The following is a 15,749-nucleotide window of genomic DNA, read 5'->3' as shown; positions in this document are numbered from 1 at the left end:
GACACAGGCGTTTTTCATTGCTGCGCACAATGCCGCTGGACTGCCGTCTTTTTCGCGCCATGCACCACAATCCGGCTCCGGCTGACATGGAGGTGGCGCGCAATCTCTCTACAATTTCACCAGCTTTTTCTTCAGAACACTTTCTCCATGGCCTCCAGTCTGTTTCTGCTGCTTGACGACATCGCGACCCTGCTCGACGACGTTTCCGTAATGACCAAGGTCGCCGCCAAGAAAACGGCCGGCGTGCTGGGCGATGATCTGGCGCTGAATGCGCAGCAGGTCTCCGGCGTGAAGGCAGACCGCGAGTTGCCGGTGGTTTGGGCAGTGGCCAAGGGCTCGTTCGTGAACAAGCTGATTCTGGTGCCGCTGGCGCTGCTGATCAGCGCCTTCCTGCCCTGGCTGATCAAGCCGCTGCTGATGGTAGGCGGAGCCTTCCTCTGTTTCGAAGGCGTGGAAAAGCTGGCGCACACGTTCCTGCACAGCAAAACGGAAGACGCGGCACATCACGCGGAGATGGTGGAAGCCGTGGCCAATCCGGACGTGGATCTGGTTGCGTACGAGAAGGACAAGATCAAGGGTGCTATCCGCACCGACTTCATCCTGTCCGCAGAGATCATCGTGATCAGCCTGGGCACGGTGGCTGCGGCTGCGCTGCCGCAGCGCATCGCGGTGCTGTCGGCGATTGCCATCGTGATGACGATTGGCGTGTACGGACTGGTGGCCGGCATCGTGAAGCTGGACGACATGGGCCTGTGGCTCAGCCGCAAGGCGGGCAGCCTCGCACAATCCTTCGGCCGTTTCCTGCTGTGGGTCACCCCCTGGCTGATGCGCGCGCTGTCGGTGCTGGGCACGCTGGCGATGTTCCTGGTAGGTGGCGGCATCATTGCGCACGGTATTGCACCGCTGGCGCACTGGCTGCACGAGATCGAGCTGAGCTGGAGCGGGCTGTTCAGCTCCGTGACCGCCATGCTGGTCAACCTGGGCATCGGCCTGCTGGTGGGGGCGGTGGTGCTGGCGGTGGTGACGCTGATCCAGCGCCTGCGCAAGCCGGCAGGCACCACCATCTGATCCGCGCATGGAGATGGCGGCAGCATTCTTCACGCACTTGCACGCCAGGTCGGGCAGGACATGACGGTGCCCGCCCCCTGCCCTCTGTTGCTGGTCGAGGATGATCCCGCCATCGCGGAAACCGTGACCTACGCCCTGGCCCGCGAAGGCATGATCACCACGCACTGCCTGCTGCTGCAGGATGCGCGCCGGCAGCTCGAGCAGCAGGCGTATGCCGCACTGATCCTCGATATCGGCCTGCCGGATGGCAGCGGGCTGGACTTCTGCCGCGAGTTGCGCCAGCAGGCCGCTACCGCCACACTGCCGATCCTGATGCTCAGTGCCCGCAGCGATGAGCTCGACCGCGTGCTGGGGTTGGAGCTCGGTGCGGATGACTATCTCGGCAAGCCGTTCAGCCCGCGCGAACTGGTGGCACGTCTGCGCGCCTTGCTACGGCGCAGCCGGCAGATGACTGCGGGCCCGGGCGCTCCGGCGCCGGAAGCCTTTGTGCATGACCTGGCAGGCCAGCGCATCCTGCTGCACGGCACTGCGCTGGCGCTGACGCGCATGGAATACGGTTTGCTGGCCTGCCTGCTGGAACATGCCGGCCGCATCCTCGCGCGGGACTATCTGCTGGATCGCGTATGGGGCGTACAGGCGGACAGCGCAGACCGCACCGTCGATACCCACGTCAAGACGCTGCGTGCCAAGCTGCGCCAGGTGGATGGCCGCCATGAGTACATTGCCACCCACCGCGGCATGGGCTACAGCCTCGAACTGCCGCAGCAGCCATGAACCGCACGCTGCGCATCGGTCTGGGGCTGCGCCTGCTGTTTGCATTCTTCCTGATCAACGGAATTGCGGCCCTGTTCGTGCTGCGCATCTTTACCGCCGAAATCAAGCCAAGCGCACGCGAGGTGATGGAAGACACGCTGGTCGATACCGCCAACGTGCTGGCCGAACTCGCCGCACAGGATTTTCCGCCTGGTTCCCCGGATCTCGCCGGCGCACAGGCATCTCCGTCAGCAGGTACGCCAGCACCCGTCTTCACCGGGACGCGTTTCGCGAACAGCGTGGATGCCTACATCAAGCGCCCGGTGCAGGCCCGCATCTGGGGCCTGCACAAGACCCAGGTGGACTATCGCATCTATGTGACGGATGCTCGCGGGCAGGTGCTGTACGACTCCGCTCACCTGGCGGAGGGGCAGGATTTTTCCCAGTGGAGGGATGTCTATCTCACCCTGCGCCGGCAATATGGAGCGCGCACCTCGCCGGAAGATCCCGATGATCCCGCCAGCTCGGTCATGCACGTGGCGGCCCCCATCTACCAGCAGGGGCGCATCATCGGCGTACTGACCGTGTCCAAGCCCAACCGCACGGTCCAGGGCTTCATCGACCGGGCCGAACGCAAGATCATGGCCAACGGGCTGTGGCTGCTCGGGCTCTCGGCGCTGGTCGGCGTGCTGGTCACCCTGTGGCTGGTGTGGAACGTGCGCAAGCTGCAGCGCTATGCCAACAGCGTTCAGGCCGGCGGGCAGGCGGCCCTGCCCATTCCCCGGGTGCCAGGAGAACTGGGCGAGCTGGCGCAGTCCATGGATGCCATGCGGCGGCGCCTGGAGGGGCGGGAATACATCGAACACTATGTACGCACGCTCACGCACGAGCTCAAGAGCCCGGTGGCGGCCATCCGCGGCGCGGCCGAGCTGCTGGAGGATGAACTGCCCGCTGCCGATCGCGAACGCTTTGCGCGCCAGATCGGCAGCCAGGCCGAGCGCATCCAGCAGTTGGTGGACCGCCTGCTGCAGTTGAACAAGCTGGAGCAACTGCAAGCCTTGCCCAAGCCGCAAGCAGCCCTCCTGTCAGACTGCGCGCAGGAGGCCATGCGATTGCAGCAGGCACGTGCGGAGCTGCGTGGCATCCGGCTGGTGTTTTCCGGCACCAGTCCGCAGCCATTGCCGCTGGATCGGGATCTGGTCGTGCTGGCCTGCTCCAACCTGCTGGCCAACGCCATCGATTTCTCGCCTGTCGAGTCCACCGTTGGCGTGCATGTCGAAGGCCTGACACTGAGCGTGGAAGACCACGGCCCCGGCGTCCCGGATTACGCACTCCCACGGCTGGGCGAGCGCTTTTTCACCACGCAACGGCCGGACGGCAGCCGCAGTGGCAGCGGTCTGGGTCTGGCAATCGTGCATCAGGTGATGCTTCTGCATCATGGCGCGGTCCGTTTCCAGCCGCTCAGCCCCGGCCTGCGCGTGACGCTCGATTTCCGCTCGCCATCTGCCCGCCCCACCCCCTGAGGTACTGGCGCTTCACACCGGCTTCACACACTTCATCTGCACCGCACAACTGCGCCGCATGATGAAGCCCAGTTCAACTGTGGAGACCCATGATGCGAAGTGCCTTGACCAAACTGCTGTCCCTCGGGCTCGTCCTTGCCCTGTTGATGGCCATGCTGCTGCACGTGCGCGACCTGGTGGAAGACCGCAAGTCCTATCGCGCCGAGGCCGAGGAGAGCGTGGTACGTGGCACTGCGGGGCCGCAAAGCCTGGTCGGCCCGATTCTGCTGCAGCAATGCACCGAAAGCTGGCAGGAGCGGGATGAAGACGGCAAGCCACGCAAGCTGCAGCAGAGCCTGGCCACCACGATATCGCCCGCCCGCCTGCAACTGGACGATGCCCGGGTGACGGTCACGCCCTTGAAACTGGGCCTGTATCCGGTCAACACCTTCACGCTGAAGACGCGCGTAAAGGCCCACTTCAATGCCGATACCCTGTCTCCCCAAAGCAGCCGTCCGGGGGCCACCCTGCGCTGCATGCCGCCGGTCCTCGCACTGGCGATTGGCGATCCCCGCGGCATCCGCCGCAGTGACGTGCAAATCAACCAGCAAGCCCTGCCGGTGCAGTCCGGAACCACGCTGGCGCGCCATCCCCAGGGCATCCACGCCAAGCTCGATTCCCTGGTGCAGCCCGGCGGCAAGTTTGCCGCCATGGATGTGGAGGTAGATCTGGAACTGCTGGGGACCAGCAGCCTGTCCATCGTGCCGGCAGCGGACGACACCAGCGTCAAGCTGTCCGGCAACTGGCCGCATCCAGGCTTTGGCGGCAGCTTTCTGCCGGCTCAGCGCGAAATCAATGACCAGGGATTTCAGGCGCAGTGGAACGTGTCCAGCCTGGCTACCAGTGCGTTCAGCGACTTCAATGCAGGAGCGCAAGTATGTGCTCCGTCTGACGACAGTGCCCATTCAGCCACGATGGCTGCAGCAGCACGTGTCGATGAGGCCAGCGAGGTGGCACACAAGGCCTGCCTGGATGCCTTCCAGGTGCGCTTCGTGAATCCGGTGGATCCCTACAAGCTGGCCGACCGTGCCGGAAAATATGGCTTGCTGTTCGTGGCGCTGACCTTTGTGGCCGTGGGCATGTTCGAAGTGCTGCGTCAGCTACGCGTGCACCCGGTGCAATATCTGCTGGTGGGTTCTGCCCTGGCCATCTTCTTCCTGCTGCTGCTCAGCCTGAGCGAGCACTATCCGTTCGCCCTGGCCTATCTGGCGGCTGCCAGTGCCTGCGTGCTGCTGCTGGGCTTCTACGCCAGCCACATCCTGCATGGCTGGAAACGCGGGGTGCCGTTTGGTGCAGGCATAGCGCTGCTTTACGGACTGCTGTTCCTGCTGCTGCAGCTGGAAGAGAACGCGCTGCTGGTCGGCTCGATCGCCCTGTTCCTGGTGCTGGCGGTGGTGATGTTTGCGACCCGCCGGGTGAACTGGTATACCTTGCTGGATAACACCAAGCCTGCCTACGAGGGATCCGGCAAGGTGGTGTGACGAGAGACGCGGGCGCCATGCGTGGATCATGACTGTTGGCAATGGAGTGACGAGTTGCATGTCACTGCCGGAACCACGAATCAAAAAGCCCCGATTCTTGCGAGTCGGGGGCTTTGTGCTGGAAGAATTCCGATCAGGCAACCGCACTCTCTGCGGCACCCAGTCCCAGTCGTTCACACAGCGCCAGCGTGGGAGCCGCCTGGTTCATGGTGTAGAAATGCAGTGAAGGTGCGCCGCCTTCCAGCAGGCGCTCGCACAGGTCTGCCACGACTTCATGGCCAAAAGCCTTGATGCTCTCCACATCGTCGCCGTAGGACTGCAAGCGCAGGCGGATCCAGCGCGGAATTTCGGCGCCGCAGGCATCCGAGAAACGGATCAGCTGGCTGCTGCTGGTAATGGGCATGATGCCCGGCACGATGGGGGCGCTCACGCCGAGCGTCGCTGCTTCGTCCACCAGACGGAAGTAGGCATCGGCATTGAAAAAGTATTGGGTGATGACACCATTGGCACCGGCATCGACCTTGGCCTTGAGGGCGCGCAGGTCGGCCTCGGGGCTGCGGGCCTGCGGGTGCACTTCGGGGTAGGCGGCGACTTCGATGTGGAAGTAGTCGCCGGTTTCCACGCGAATGAAGCTGACCAGATCGCTGGCGTGCATGAACTCGCCGCCGACGCCATGGCCACTGGGCAGGTCGCCACGCAGGGCCACCAGACGTTTCACGCCCATCTGGCGCAGGGTTTCCAGCTGTTCGCGTACGCTGGCCTGGGTAGCGCCCACGCAGGAGAAGTGGCTGGCGGCCTCCATGCCTTCCTGCAGGATTTCCTGCACGGTATCGAAGGTGCCTTTCTGGGTGGAGCCGCCGGCACCGTAGGTGACCGAGCAGAACTCGGGCTGGCAGGCATACAGTTTGTGGCGCACGGCGCGCAATTTCTCGGCGCCCTCAGGCGTTTTGGGGGGAAAGAATTCGAAGCTGATGGATGGCGCGGTCATGGCGTCAGTCCTTTTTCAAGTAATTGTTGTTGGTTCATCCGGCCTTGCGGCCGTGGAGAAAGAATTCGCGGTTGCCGTCACCGCCGGCGATGGGGCTATCGAGCCAGTGCAGGATGTCGATGTGCAGCTCCGCACAGCACTGGCGCAGGCGCTGCTCCACCTCGGCGTAATGGGCGGGATCGCGCACGATGCCACCCTTGCCAATCTGTGCCGGCTGCAGCTCGAACTGCGGCTTGACCAGCATCAGCAGCTGCCCGCCGGACTTGAGCCAAGGCAGCACGGCGGGGAGCACCAGGGTCTGCGAGATAAAAGAGATGTCACCCACGAGCAGATCGAAGGGGCCGCCCGATTGCAACTGCGGCGTCGGGCCGGTGTCAGCAACCAAAGGCTCGCCCAACACAGCAGCCAAAGCGACCGGATCCCGGGCATTCACCTTCTCGTACGCTGCCACTCGAGCATCCGCGCGCAGGCGCGCATGCAACTGGCCCTGCCCGACGTCCAGCCCCGTCACCTGGGCAGCACCGTGCTGCAGCAGACAGTCGGTAAAACCGCCGGTGGACTGGCCCACATCAAGGCAGCGCAGGCCGGACACGTCCAGCCCTACTGCCCTCAGCGCCCCTTCCAGCTTGAGCCCGCCACGCGACACGTAGCGCGCCTCGGCCTCATCCTGCAGCTGCAATTCGGCTTCAAACGGCAATTCGTCGCCATTCTTGCGCACCGGTTGCCAGGCCGTTGCGCCCGGCAGGCGCCACTGCACGCCGGCTGCAATCAGGCGCTGCGCCTGGCTGCGGCTGGAGGCAAGCTGGCGGTCCACCAGCAACTGGTCGGCACGCATCAGGCCTGCCTTTCTTCGTGCTGCAGATTGGCCAAGTCGATCACGGAGCCAATGGCGCGGATCGCGTGCGGATTGTTCTTCCAGCACGAAGTACGCATCATGTACGCGATCTCGGCAACGATCTCGACCGGATTGGCACCCACCAGCGCCGCCAGCGGCGCATGGCCGGTCTGCTCCAGGCGCAGCAGCACCGCCGGGCCCACCCCTTTCAGGGCGAGCAGGCGTTCGCGCTCGGCGTCGGAGAACACGGCAGGGCACGGAACGTGGGACATGGCGAGGTCAGGCAGTCAGAGCAGCAAGGGGCAGCATCAGTAGCGGTAGCTGTCCGGCTTGTAGGGGCCTTCCTTCGGCACGCCGATATAGGCAGCCTGAGCGTCGGTCAGCTCGGTCAGCTTCACGCCCAGCTTGCGCAGCTGCAGGCGGGCGACCTTCTCGTCCAGGTGCTTGGGCAGCACGTAGACCTTGCCCACGTCGTAGCCGTCGGGGTGGCAGTACAGCTCCATCTGCGCGATGGTCTGGTTGGCGAAGGAGGAGGACATCACGTAGCTGGGGTGGCCGGTGGCGCAGCCCAGGTTCACCAGACGGCCCTTGGCCAGCAGAATGATGCGCTTACCGTCCGGGAAGATCACGTGGTCGACCTGCGGCTTGATTTCTTCCCACTGGCATTTCTCTTCCAGCGCAGCCACCTGGATTTCGTTGTCGAAGTGGCCGATGTTGCAGACGATGGCCTGGTCCTTCATGGCGGCCATGTGCTCGTAGCGGATCACGTCACGGTTGCCGGTGGTGGTGACGAAGATGTCGGCCAGCGGTGCGGCTTCTTCCATGGTGACGACGCGGTAGCCTTCCATCGCAGCCTGCAGGGCGCAGATCGGGTCGATCTCGGTGACCCACACCTGGGCGCTCAGGGCGCGCAGTGCCTGGGCCGAGCCCTTGCCCACGTCGCCATAGCCGGCCACCACGGCGATCTTGCCGGCCACCATCACATCGGTGGCGCGCTTGATGCCGTCCACCAGCGATTCGCGGCAGCCGTACAGGTTGTCGAACTTGCTCTTGGTGACGCTGTCGTTCACGTTGATGGCGCGGAACATCAGCGTGCCCTTGGCAGACATTTCCTTCAGGCGGTGCACGCCGGTGGTGGTTTCCTCGGTCACACCCTGGATCTCGGCGCTCTTGCGGCTGTACCAGGTGCCGTCTTCGGCCAGCTTGGCCTTGATGGCGGCGAACAGGATGCGCTCTTCCTCGCTGCCGGGGTTGGCCAGCACGGAGGGGTCGGTTTCGGCCTGCTTGCCCAGATGCATCAGCAGCGTGGCATCGCCGCCGTCATCCAGAATCATGTTCGGGCCTTCGCCGGCGCTGCCCTTGGGGCCGAAGTCGAAGATGCGGTGGGTGTAGTCCCAGTAGTCTTCCAGCGATTCGCCCTTGATGGCGAACACCGGCGTGCCGCCGGCGGCGATGGCAGCGGCGGCATGGTCCTGCGTGGAGAAGATGTTGCAGGAAGCCCAACGCACGTCGGCGCCCAGCGCCTGCAGGGTTTCGATCAGCACGGCGGTCTGGATCGTCATGTGCAGGCTGCCGGTGATGCGCGCGCCCTTGAGCGGCTGCGCTGCGGCATATTCCTCGCGGATCGCCATCAGGCCGGGCATTTCGGTTTCGGCGATGGCGATCTCCTTGCGGCCCCAGGCGGCCAGGGAGATGTCGGCGATGGCGCTATCTAGCGGCGCCACGGGGGAGTGTTGTGCGTTCATGTGGTTTTGCTCCAAAGGCAAGTTCGGAAAAAACCAGTGACGGGGCGTAAAAAAGCTCACCGCACCGGATATCGTGGGGTGAGCGTCGTTGCAGATGGTGCCCAAGCCTCACGCCCTGCCTTGCGCAGGACGTTGCAACGCTCCTTGGGAATGGACGTGATTATAGGCGAGAGCTGGCCGGCGACTCAAGCCATCGCCGCCGTCAGCTTCTCGGCGATGCGCTTCTGCAGATGCTCGCGGGCATGCCCCAGCTCTTCCAGCTTGTCGAAAATCTGCTTGGGTTTCGCTTTTTCCAGTTGCAGATTGAACAACTCGCCTTCGCTCTCCATCACCCAGAGACGGGCATAGTAAAGCCGATCCTCGGCCAGATGCGCCATCACCACCATGCCGGTGAGCAGCGGGTGATTGTTGCTGACGTTGGCGCCGCGTGTACGGCCATGCTCCAGCTCGACGGCCAATGCATATTGGAACTCCCAACCATGGCCCAGCGTCTTTTTTTTCTGGAAGCGTCCTGGCGCCGGCAGAAAGTCGTTCAGGATGTCGGTCTGGGGCTGCTTGTCCATGCTGGGCTGCAGCCACTCCTTCTGGATCGCCACCTTCAGCGCGTGCAGCACCAGGGCACTTTCCTTCTCGGGGACGACGTTCGGGCCGAGCTTGTCGGGGGGCGCGATCCGGTCCAGCGTCAGCTTGCCCCAGTTGCGGTCCGCATCGAAGCCCAGCGCCTGGCAGAACGCGCCGACATCTGCACGGCTCAGGAAGTCCAGATCAATCTCCTGGCCGTCATTGAATGCGGCCATCTGCTGAAAAACGTACTGCATCAGGCCATCCGTCCTGGCGCGCTTGTCGATGGCTTCCTTGTAGCTCCGATATTTCATGGTGTGGCTCCCTGTTGGCGATCCATTATGGAAAGCCCCGGATGCCGCTGGTTGTAGGAGAGGAGCGGAAACGCGAGGGCGCGCGCTCGCCGGGCTACCCGGCATGCGCAGACTTGCCAGTCAGACACCAATCCTGAGGCGCTTTCAGCCGGCCTCGCCCGCAGGAAACAGCCCTTCTGCCGCCTGCGGCGCGGCCACGCCCAGATGGCGGTATGCCGCCATGGTGGCAATGCGCCCGCGCGGCGTGCGCTGCAGAAAGCCCTGCTGGATCAGGTAGGGCTCGATCACGTCCTCGATGGTGTCGCGCTCCTCGCCGATGCTGGCGGCGATGTTGTCCAGCCCCACCGGGCCGCCGTCGAAGCGGTGCACCACGGCCTCGAGCAGCTTGCGGTCCATCACGTCGAAGCCCTGCGGGTCCACATCGAGCATGGAGAGGGCGCGCTGCGCCATGTCCAGCGTGATGCGGCCATCGCCCTTCACGTCGGCATAGTCGCGCACGCGGCGCAGCAGCCGGTTGGCAATACGCGGCGTGCCGCGGCTGCGGCGGGCGATCTCGAAGGCACCCTCGGGATCCGCCGGTGCGCCCAGCAGACCGGCGCTGCGGCGCACGATGCTGGCCAGCTCCTCCGGCGTGTAGAACTCCAGCCGCGAGACGATGCCGAAACGGTCGCGCAGCGGGTTGGTCAGCATGCCGGCGCGCGTGGTGGCACCGACCAGCGTGAAGGGCTGCAGGTCCAGCTTGATGCTGCGCGCGGCCGGACCTTCGCCGATCATGATGTCGATCTGGTAATCCTCCAGCGCCGGGTAGAGGATTTCCTCGACCACGGGCGTCAGGCGGTGGATCTCGTCGATGAACAGCACGTCGTTCGGCTCGAGGTTGGTGAGCAGCGCGGCCAGATCCTTGGGTTTTTCGAGCACCGGGCCGCTGGTCTGGCGCAGGTTCACGCCGAGCTCATGCGCGATGATGTGGCTGAGCGTGGTCTTGCCCAGGCCTGGCGGGCCGAACAGCAGCACATGGTCGAGCGCCTCGCCGCGCTTCTTCGCTGCGCCGATGAAGATTTCCAGCTGTTCGCGCACCTTCATCTGGCCGACGTATTCATCCAGCAGCTTGGGACGCAGCGCACGCTCCAGCGCCTCCTCGTTGGGCGAGGCAGGCGCAGGCGACACTACGCGGCGCGCCGGCTCGGGCATGGGGGTTGCAGAGAGATTGTCGGTATGGATGGCCATGGCAGATGTAATACGGCAAGCAGCTATTGTGCCCCAGGCAGGGCATACCATTCAGTCTTAAGAAATCCCTCAGCCAGCCGCCCGTGCCCGCGCTTACGATGCGCCCTTGGTCTCTGCATGGCGCGGAGGCTTTTCCGGTGCCTTTGCATGCAGTTCCCTTCACCCACCTTCTGGCGCCAGTCGCTGGCTCGTCATCCCGTCCTGTGGCCCGCATTCCTGCTCGCCGCATGGCTGCTCTGCACCGCCGCATGGCGCCCGCTGGCCATGCCGGACGAAGGGCGCTACGCCAGCATCTCGCTGGAAATGGCGATCAGCGGCCACTGGGCGGTGCCACTGCTCAACGGCCTGCCGTTCTTCCACAAGCCGCCGCTGTTTTACTGGATCAATGCCGCTGCGCTCAAGCTGTTCGGCGCCGATCCCTGGGTGGCGCGCATGGCGTCCATGCTGGGCGCCTGGCTGATGGGCATGGGGCTGTATCTTTTCCTGCGGAGCCATGCCACTGTACGCCAGGCCGGCTGGGCGCTGTCCGTGCTGGCCACCATGCCCTTCTTCTTCGGCGGCGCCCAGTATGCCAACCTGGACATGCTGGTAGCCGGCCTGATCAGCAGCACCATTCTGGCCGCAGCGCATGCCGTGCTGCAGGCGCGGCAGGGCCAGCCCTGGCGGCCCTGGGTCCTGTTCGCCTATCTGCTGGCTGCTCTGGGCCTGCTCGCCAAGGGATTGATCGGCATCGTGCTGCCGGGCGCCGTGCTGGTGATCTGGCTGGCCTGGCAGCGTCACTGGATCGGGTTGTGGCGCCTGCTGTCGCTGCCGGGCATGCTCACCCTGCTGACAGTCGGCATGCCGTGGTTCATCCTGATGGACCAGCGCTATCCCGGCTTTCTGCATTATTTCTTCGTCTACCAGCATTTCCAGCGCTTTGCGGAAACCGGCTTCAACAACCAGCACGGCGCGTGGTTCTATCCGGTGGTGCTGTTCGGGCTGACACTGCCGTGGTCGCTCTGGCTGTTTGCCGGCCTGCGCGCAGCGTGGCTGCGCAAGCCGGCACCAGGAGACTGGCGAAGCTGGCTGGCTCCTGCCAGACCACTGGGCAGTGCGGCATCGCTACAGCGCCTGGCCTGGGTCTGGCTGGTGGTGATCATGGTGTTCTTTTCGCTGCCCAAATCCAAGCTCGCCGGCTATATCCTGCCAGTGCTGCCGGCCTGGGCCATGCTGCTGAGTGGCTGGGCGCAGGCATGGGTGCAGGCGCACCCGCAATCGCGTCAGCGCTTGCCGTCGACGTTGCTGCTGCTCGCGGCCCTGCTGTGCGTGGTCGGCATCGGCGCAGCCGCACGCTACCAGTCCGAGTCTTCGCGCAGCGCCGTGCCGCTGCTGCGGCAACAGATGCAGGCTTCTGACGAGATCGTCATGCTCGATGAGTATGAATACGACCTGCCCTTCTACCTGGATACGGACCGGCCGATGTGGGTTGTCAGCGCTTGGGATGATCCGGAACTGCTGCGCCATGACAACTGGCGCAAGGAACTGCTCGAGGCCGGCCGGTTCGACACGCCGAGCGAAGCCACCTTGTTCATCCGCCCCCCGGAACTGCACGACCGCCTGTGCCGGACGCTGCAGACGCGGCGCGTCTGGATCTGGGCGGATACGGGCAGCGACACGCTGCAGCGCCACCCCTTCCTGCGCACCCAGCCCCCTGCCTGGCAGCACCCTTCGCGTCAGGGCGACGATGCGCTCTGGCTGCTGCAAGGCAAGGAAGCCCTTGACCGGCTGGCTTGCAGCCGCGCCCCATAAACACGCACGCGACACTTCGTTCGTGCTTTCTGCGCGGGAATTTCGCGGCGGCAGGGCATTGCCGCTCGTTTTGAAATTTCCCCATCAGGATTGATCATTTTTGCAATGGCAGCCCATCCGCAGGTTGCCTTCACATTCCCCCGCTAAGCTCGCCCCCTTTACGGCCGGCACCGGCCTTCTGCAATCCGAAGGCCGAAGGCTCCGGCCTGTTCGTACGCGGCCGTCAGCCCCGACGCCGCCAACAACACCCAAGGAGACACCCGCGGTGAGCACACTGGCCATCATTCTTTCCCTCGTCCTGCTGATCTTTTTCGCCTACCGCGGCATCTCGGTGCTGATCCTGGCCCCGCTGATGGCTGCCCTGGCCGTGCTGCTCTCGGGCGATATCGGCTTCATGCTGCCCATCTACACCGACACCTTCATGGGTGCGCTGGGCCGCTACATCCTCAACTTCTTCCCGCTGTTCCTGCTGGGCGCGCTGTTCGGGCAGCTGATGGCCGATTCGGGCGCTGCCAATGCCATTGCGCAATGGCTGATGCGCCGCCTCGGCGCCCGCCATGCGATTGCCACTGTCGTCATCGCCTGCGCCGTGCTCACCTATGGCGGCGTGTCGCTGTTCGTGGTGGCATTCGCGATCTACCCTATCGCCAAATCGCTGTTCCGCGAATCGAACATTCCCAAGCGCCTAATCCCCGCCTCCATCGCGCTGGGCTCCTTCACCTTCACCATGACGGCGCTGCCGGGCACGCCCGCCATCCAGAATGCGATCCCGATTCCCTTCTTCGGCACACACACCTTTGCCGCTCCCGGTCTGGGCATCATCGCCGGCCTGATCATGCTGGTGCTGGGCCTGTTCTGGATCAACTCGCGCGCTGCCGCAGCCCGCCGCACTGGCGAAGGCTACGGAGAAGACGACCCGCGCCTGGAACTGCAGGCTGCCGTCGAGGGCGTGGACCTGCACGAACTGGGCCGTTCCATCCCGCTGCCGCTGGCCGTGCTGCCGCTGGTGCTGGTGATCGGCATCAACGCCCTGCTCACCTTCGGCGTGTTCAAGGGCATGGATTTCGGCTTTCTGGGTGAGCGCTTCCCGAAAGTGGACGCGGCCAAGCAAAGCGGCATGTGGGCCATCATCGTGGCGCTGCTGGTGTCCTCGCTGGTGCTGATCGTGACACGCTGGTCCCACTGGTCCAACCTCAAGCACAGCATCAACAAGGGCACGCTGGGCTCCATGCTGCCGATCTTCAACACCGCTTCCGAAGTGGGCTACGGCGCCGTCATCGCCAGCATGGCCGGCTTTGCGCTGATTCGCGATGCGGTGCTGAACGTCTCGCCCGGCAATCCGCTGATTTCCGAAGCCGTGGCCATGAACGTGCTGGCCGGCATCACCGGTTCGAGCTCGGGCGGCATGAGCATTGCGTTGCAGGCGCTGGGCGCCGACTACCTGCGCATGGCAACGGAAGCTGGCATCTCACCGGAATTGCTGCACCGCGTGGCCACCATCGCCGCCGGCGGCTTCGACACCCTGCCGCACTCCGGCGCCGTGATCACCCTGCTCGCCATCTGCGGACTGACGCACAAGCAAGCCTACCTCAACATGGCGATGGTGACGGTGGGCATTCCGATGCTGGCGCTGATTTCGGTGATTTCGCTGGGGACGATGTTCGGGGCGTTCTGAGGGCAGGGCAGGCACTTCTGCGCCCGTGCTGCCTGCCAGGAGGAGGCCTCTCCACCCCTCGCAAGACACCTTCTGCAGTCAGGCGCTGGCCGACTCGCAACCCGCACGGCGACACTGAATGATTGAACGCCCTCAGCGCGCCAGCGCCTTCAGCGCCAGCTTGATGCCCTCGCTCACCCCCACATCGGGAGGCAGCGCCTTCAGCGCCAGCTGCGCTTCCTTGTCGCTGTAGCCCAGCGCCACCAGCGCCTGCAAAATATCGAGCTGAGTCTCGTTTTGCACGCTGCTCGCGCCTGCCACAGCAGGCAATTCGGCGCCCAGCTTGCCCTTGAGCTCCAGCAGCAGGCGCTCGGCGGTCTTCTTGCCGATGCCGGGCACCTTCACCAGCCGCCCTGCTTCCTGCGCCGTCACCGCCTGCGCCAGATCGGCCACGCTCAGCCCCGACAGGATGGACAGCGCGGTACGCGCCCCTACCCCGGTGATCTTCAGCAGTTGCCGGAAGGCGTTGCGCTCCTCCGCGCTGCCAAAACCGAACAGCAGCTGCGCATCCTCGCGCACCACGAAATGCGTGAGCAGGCTGACCTTCTCACCGATGGCCGGCAGGTTGTAGAAGGTGCTCATCGGCACATCCACCTCGTAGCCGACACCATGGCAATCCACCAGCACTTGCGGGGGAGATTTTTCGAGCAGGGTGCCGGTCAGCTTGCCGATCATGGGGTATCCTTGTTTGCAGTCACTTCAACAAGCCCTGATTATCGCCCCGTGATCCTGCGCCACTCCTTCACCCCCCTCAACAACAGCCGCCTGTCGCACCTGTGCGGCGCGCTGGACGAACACCTGCGCACCATCGAACAGGCCCTGGGGGTGAAAATCGCGCACCGCCACGAGCAGTTCAAGGTGGACGGCCCCAAGGCCAAGGCGAACCGCGCCATGGAAGTGCTGCAGGCGCTGTACGAACAGGCTGCGCGCCCCATCAGCCCTTCTACCGTGCAACTGATGCTGGCCGGCGACGGCAACGAGCCCCTGCCCACCGAAGACGCCCAGCTCGCCACCCGCCGCAGCGACCTGCGCGCGCGCACCGCCACGCAAGGCGTGTATCTGCAGGCGATTGCCGCCAATGACATCACCTTCGGCATCGGCCCCGCTGGCACGGGCAAGACTTACCTGGCCGTCGCCTGTGCCGTCGATGCGCTGGAGCGGGGTGCCGTGCAGCGTATCGTGCTGACACGCCCTGCGGTCGAGGCGGGCGAGCGCCTGGGCTTTCTGCCTGGCGACATGGTGCAGAAAGTCGATCCCTACCTGCGCCCGCTGTACGACGCCCTCTACGAGTTGATGGGCTACGACAAGGTACAGAAATCCTTCGAGCGCAACGCGCTGGAAATCGCCCCGCTCGCCTTCATGCGCGGCCGCAGCCTGAACAACGCCTTCATCATCCTGGACGAGGCGCAGAACACCACGCCCGAGCAGATGAAGATGTTCCTCACCCGCATCGGCTTCGGCAGCAAGGCGGTGGTTACCGGCGACATCAGCCAGATCGATCTGCCCAAGGGCCAGACCAGCGGCCTGGTCGAAGCCGAGCGCATCCTCAAGCGCGTGGAAGGCATCTCGCATGTGCGCTTTACCAGCGCCGACGTGGTGCGCCATCCGCTGGTGGCGCGCATCGTCGATGCCTACGATGCCGCCAGCTCGGCCACGCGCCGCTCCCGCGACGCGGCCTGACACGCTGGCACCGTCCTGCCCTTCCGCCAC

The 15,749-nt window shown here is 64.7% G+C and carries 14 protein-coding genes and 1 riboswitch; of the genes, 7 read left to right on the top strand and 7 right to left on the bottom strand.

Going from position 1 to position 15,749, the window contains the following annotated elements:
- The first annotated feature begins 147 nt into the window (after window positions 1–147).
- From KKQ75_RS00465 to creD, 4 genes are all read left to right on the top strand, one after another.
- Window positions 148–1,068, top strand: coding sequence for a DUF808 domain-containing protein (locus KKQ75_RS00465; RefSeq protein ID WP_213358744.1), 921 nt, complete (start codon window positions 148–150; stop codon window positions 1,066–1,068).
- Window positions 1,069–1,128: 60 nt separating this feature from the next.
- A complete protein-coding gene (creB, locus tag KKQ75_RS00460; RefSeq protein WP_213358742.1) occupies window positions 1,129–1,842 on the top strand; it encodes a two-component system response regulator CreB in 714 nt (237 codons plus the stop codon).
- A complete protein-coding gene (gene creC / locus KKQ75_RS00455) occupies window positions 1,839–3,344 on the top strand; it encodes a two-component system sensor histidine kinase CreC (protein WP_250130947.1) in 1,506 nt (501 codons plus the stop codon). Before creB ends, creC begins: the two co-directional genes overlap by 4 nt.
- A 92-nt stretch (window positions 3,345–3,436) precedes the next feature.
- On the top strand, window positions 3,437–4,864 hold the full coding sequence (gene creD / locus KKQ75_RS00450) for a cell envelope integrity protein CreD (RefSeq protein WP_213358740.1): 1,428 nt from the start codon (window positions 3,437–3,439) through the stop codon (window positions 4,862–4,864).
- A gap of 133 nt (window positions 4,865–4,997) precedes the next feature.
- On the opposite strand, the gene metF is transcribed toward creD, so the two are convergent.
- From metF to ruvB, 6 genes are all read right to left on the bottom strand, one after another.
- The gene (metF, locus tag KKQ75_RS00445) at window positions 4,998–5,852 is read right to left on the bottom strand and encodes a methylenetetrahydrofolate reductase [NAD(P)H] (RefSeq protein WP_213358738.1); all 855 of its coding nucleotides are present in this window, start codon (window positions 5,850–5,852) and stop codon (window positions 4,998–5,000) included.
- A 34-nt stretch (window positions 5,853–5,886) separates the two neighbouring features.
- Window positions 5,887–6,687 carry a TlyA family RNA methyltransferase gene (locus tag KKQ75_RS00440; protein WP_213358736.1) on the bottom strand — a complete coding sequence of 267 codons (801 nt, stop codon included), beginning with the start codon at window positions 6,685–6,687 and terminating at the stop codon, window positions 5,887–5,889.
- Entirely contained in the window at window positions 6,687–6,959 is a 273-nt protein-coding gene (locus KKQ75_RS00435) for a helix-hairpin-helix domain-containing protein (RefSeq protein ID WP_213358734.1), read from the bottom strand. The genes KKQ75_RS00440 and KKQ75_RS00435 overlap by 1 nt, the downstream gene beginning before the upstream one ends.
- Window positions 6,960–6,995: 36 nt before the next feature.
- On the bottom strand, window positions 6,996–8,432 hold the full coding sequence (ahcY, locus tag KKQ75_RS00430; RefSeq protein WP_213358732.1) for an adenosylhomocysteinase: 1,437 nt from the start codon (window positions 8,430–8,432) through the stop codon (window positions 6,996–6,998).
- A gap of 73 nt (window positions 8,433–8,505) precedes the next feature.
- A riboswitch (S-adenosyl-L-homocysteine riboswitch) is annotated at window positions 8,506–8,584 on the bottom strand.
- 33 nt (window positions 8,585–8,617) lie between these two features.
- On the bottom strand, window positions 8,618–9,307 hold the full coding sequence (locus tag KKQ75_RS00425) for a DUF5661 family protein (protein ID WP_213358730.1): 690 nt from the start codon (window positions 9,305–9,307) through the stop codon (window positions 8,618–8,620).
- A gap of 144 nt (window positions 9,308–9,451) precedes the next feature.
- Window positions 9,452–10,534 carry a Holliday junction branch migration DNA helicase RuvB gene (gene ruvB / locus KKQ75_RS00420; RefSeq protein WP_213358728.1) on the bottom strand — a complete coding sequence of 361 codons (1,083 nt, stop codon included), beginning with the start codon at window positions 10,532–10,534 and terminating at the stop codon, window positions 9,452–9,454.
- A gap of 147 nt (window positions 10,535–10,681) precedes the next feature.
- Between ruvB and KKQ75_RS00415 the strand changes: the two genes are divergently transcribed.
- Window positions 10,682–12,325 (top strand): glycosyltransferase family 39 protein, encoded by a 1,644-nt coding sequence (locus KKQ75_RS00415; RefSeq protein WP_213358726.1) that lies wholly within the window; start codon window positions 10,682–10,684, stop codon window positions 12,323–12,325.
- Between the two features lie 265 nt (window positions 12,326–12,590).
- The gene (locus tag KKQ75_RS00410) at window positions 12,591–14,000 is read left to right on the top strand and encodes a GntP family permease (protein ID WP_213358724.1); all 1,410 of its coding nucleotides are present in this window, start codon (window positions 12,591–12,593) and stop codon (window positions 13,998–14,000) included.
- Window positions 14,001–14,132: 132 nt separating this feature from the next.
- Here KKQ75_RS00410 and ruvA read toward each other — a convergent pair whose 3' ends face one another.
- The gene (gene ruvA, locus KKQ75_RS00405; RefSeq protein ID WP_213358722.1) at window positions 14,133–14,714 is read right to left on the bottom strand and encodes a Holliday junction branch migration protein RuvA; all 582 of its coding nucleotides are present in this window, start codon (window positions 14,712–14,714) and stop codon (window positions 14,133–14,135) included.
- 48 nt (window positions 14,715–14,762) lie between these two features.
- Here ruvA and KKQ75_RS00400 point away from each other — a divergent pair, with 48 nt between their 5' ends.
- Window positions 14,763–15,719, top strand: coding sequence for a PhoH family protein (locus tag KKQ75_RS00400; RefSeq protein WP_213358720.1), 957 nt, complete (start codon window positions 14,763–14,765; stop codon window positions 15,717–15,719).
- Window positions 15,720–15,749: the final 30 nt, after the last annotated feature.

The sequence above is a fragment of the Brachymonas denitrificans genome, from assembly GCF_907163135.1.
GTDB classification, from domain to species: Bacteria; Pseudomonadota; Gammaproteobacteria; order Burkholderiales; family Burkholderiaceae_C; genus Brachymonas; species Brachymonas denitrificans_A.
This window is presented reverse-complemented; position numbering and strand designations above follow the sequence as displayed.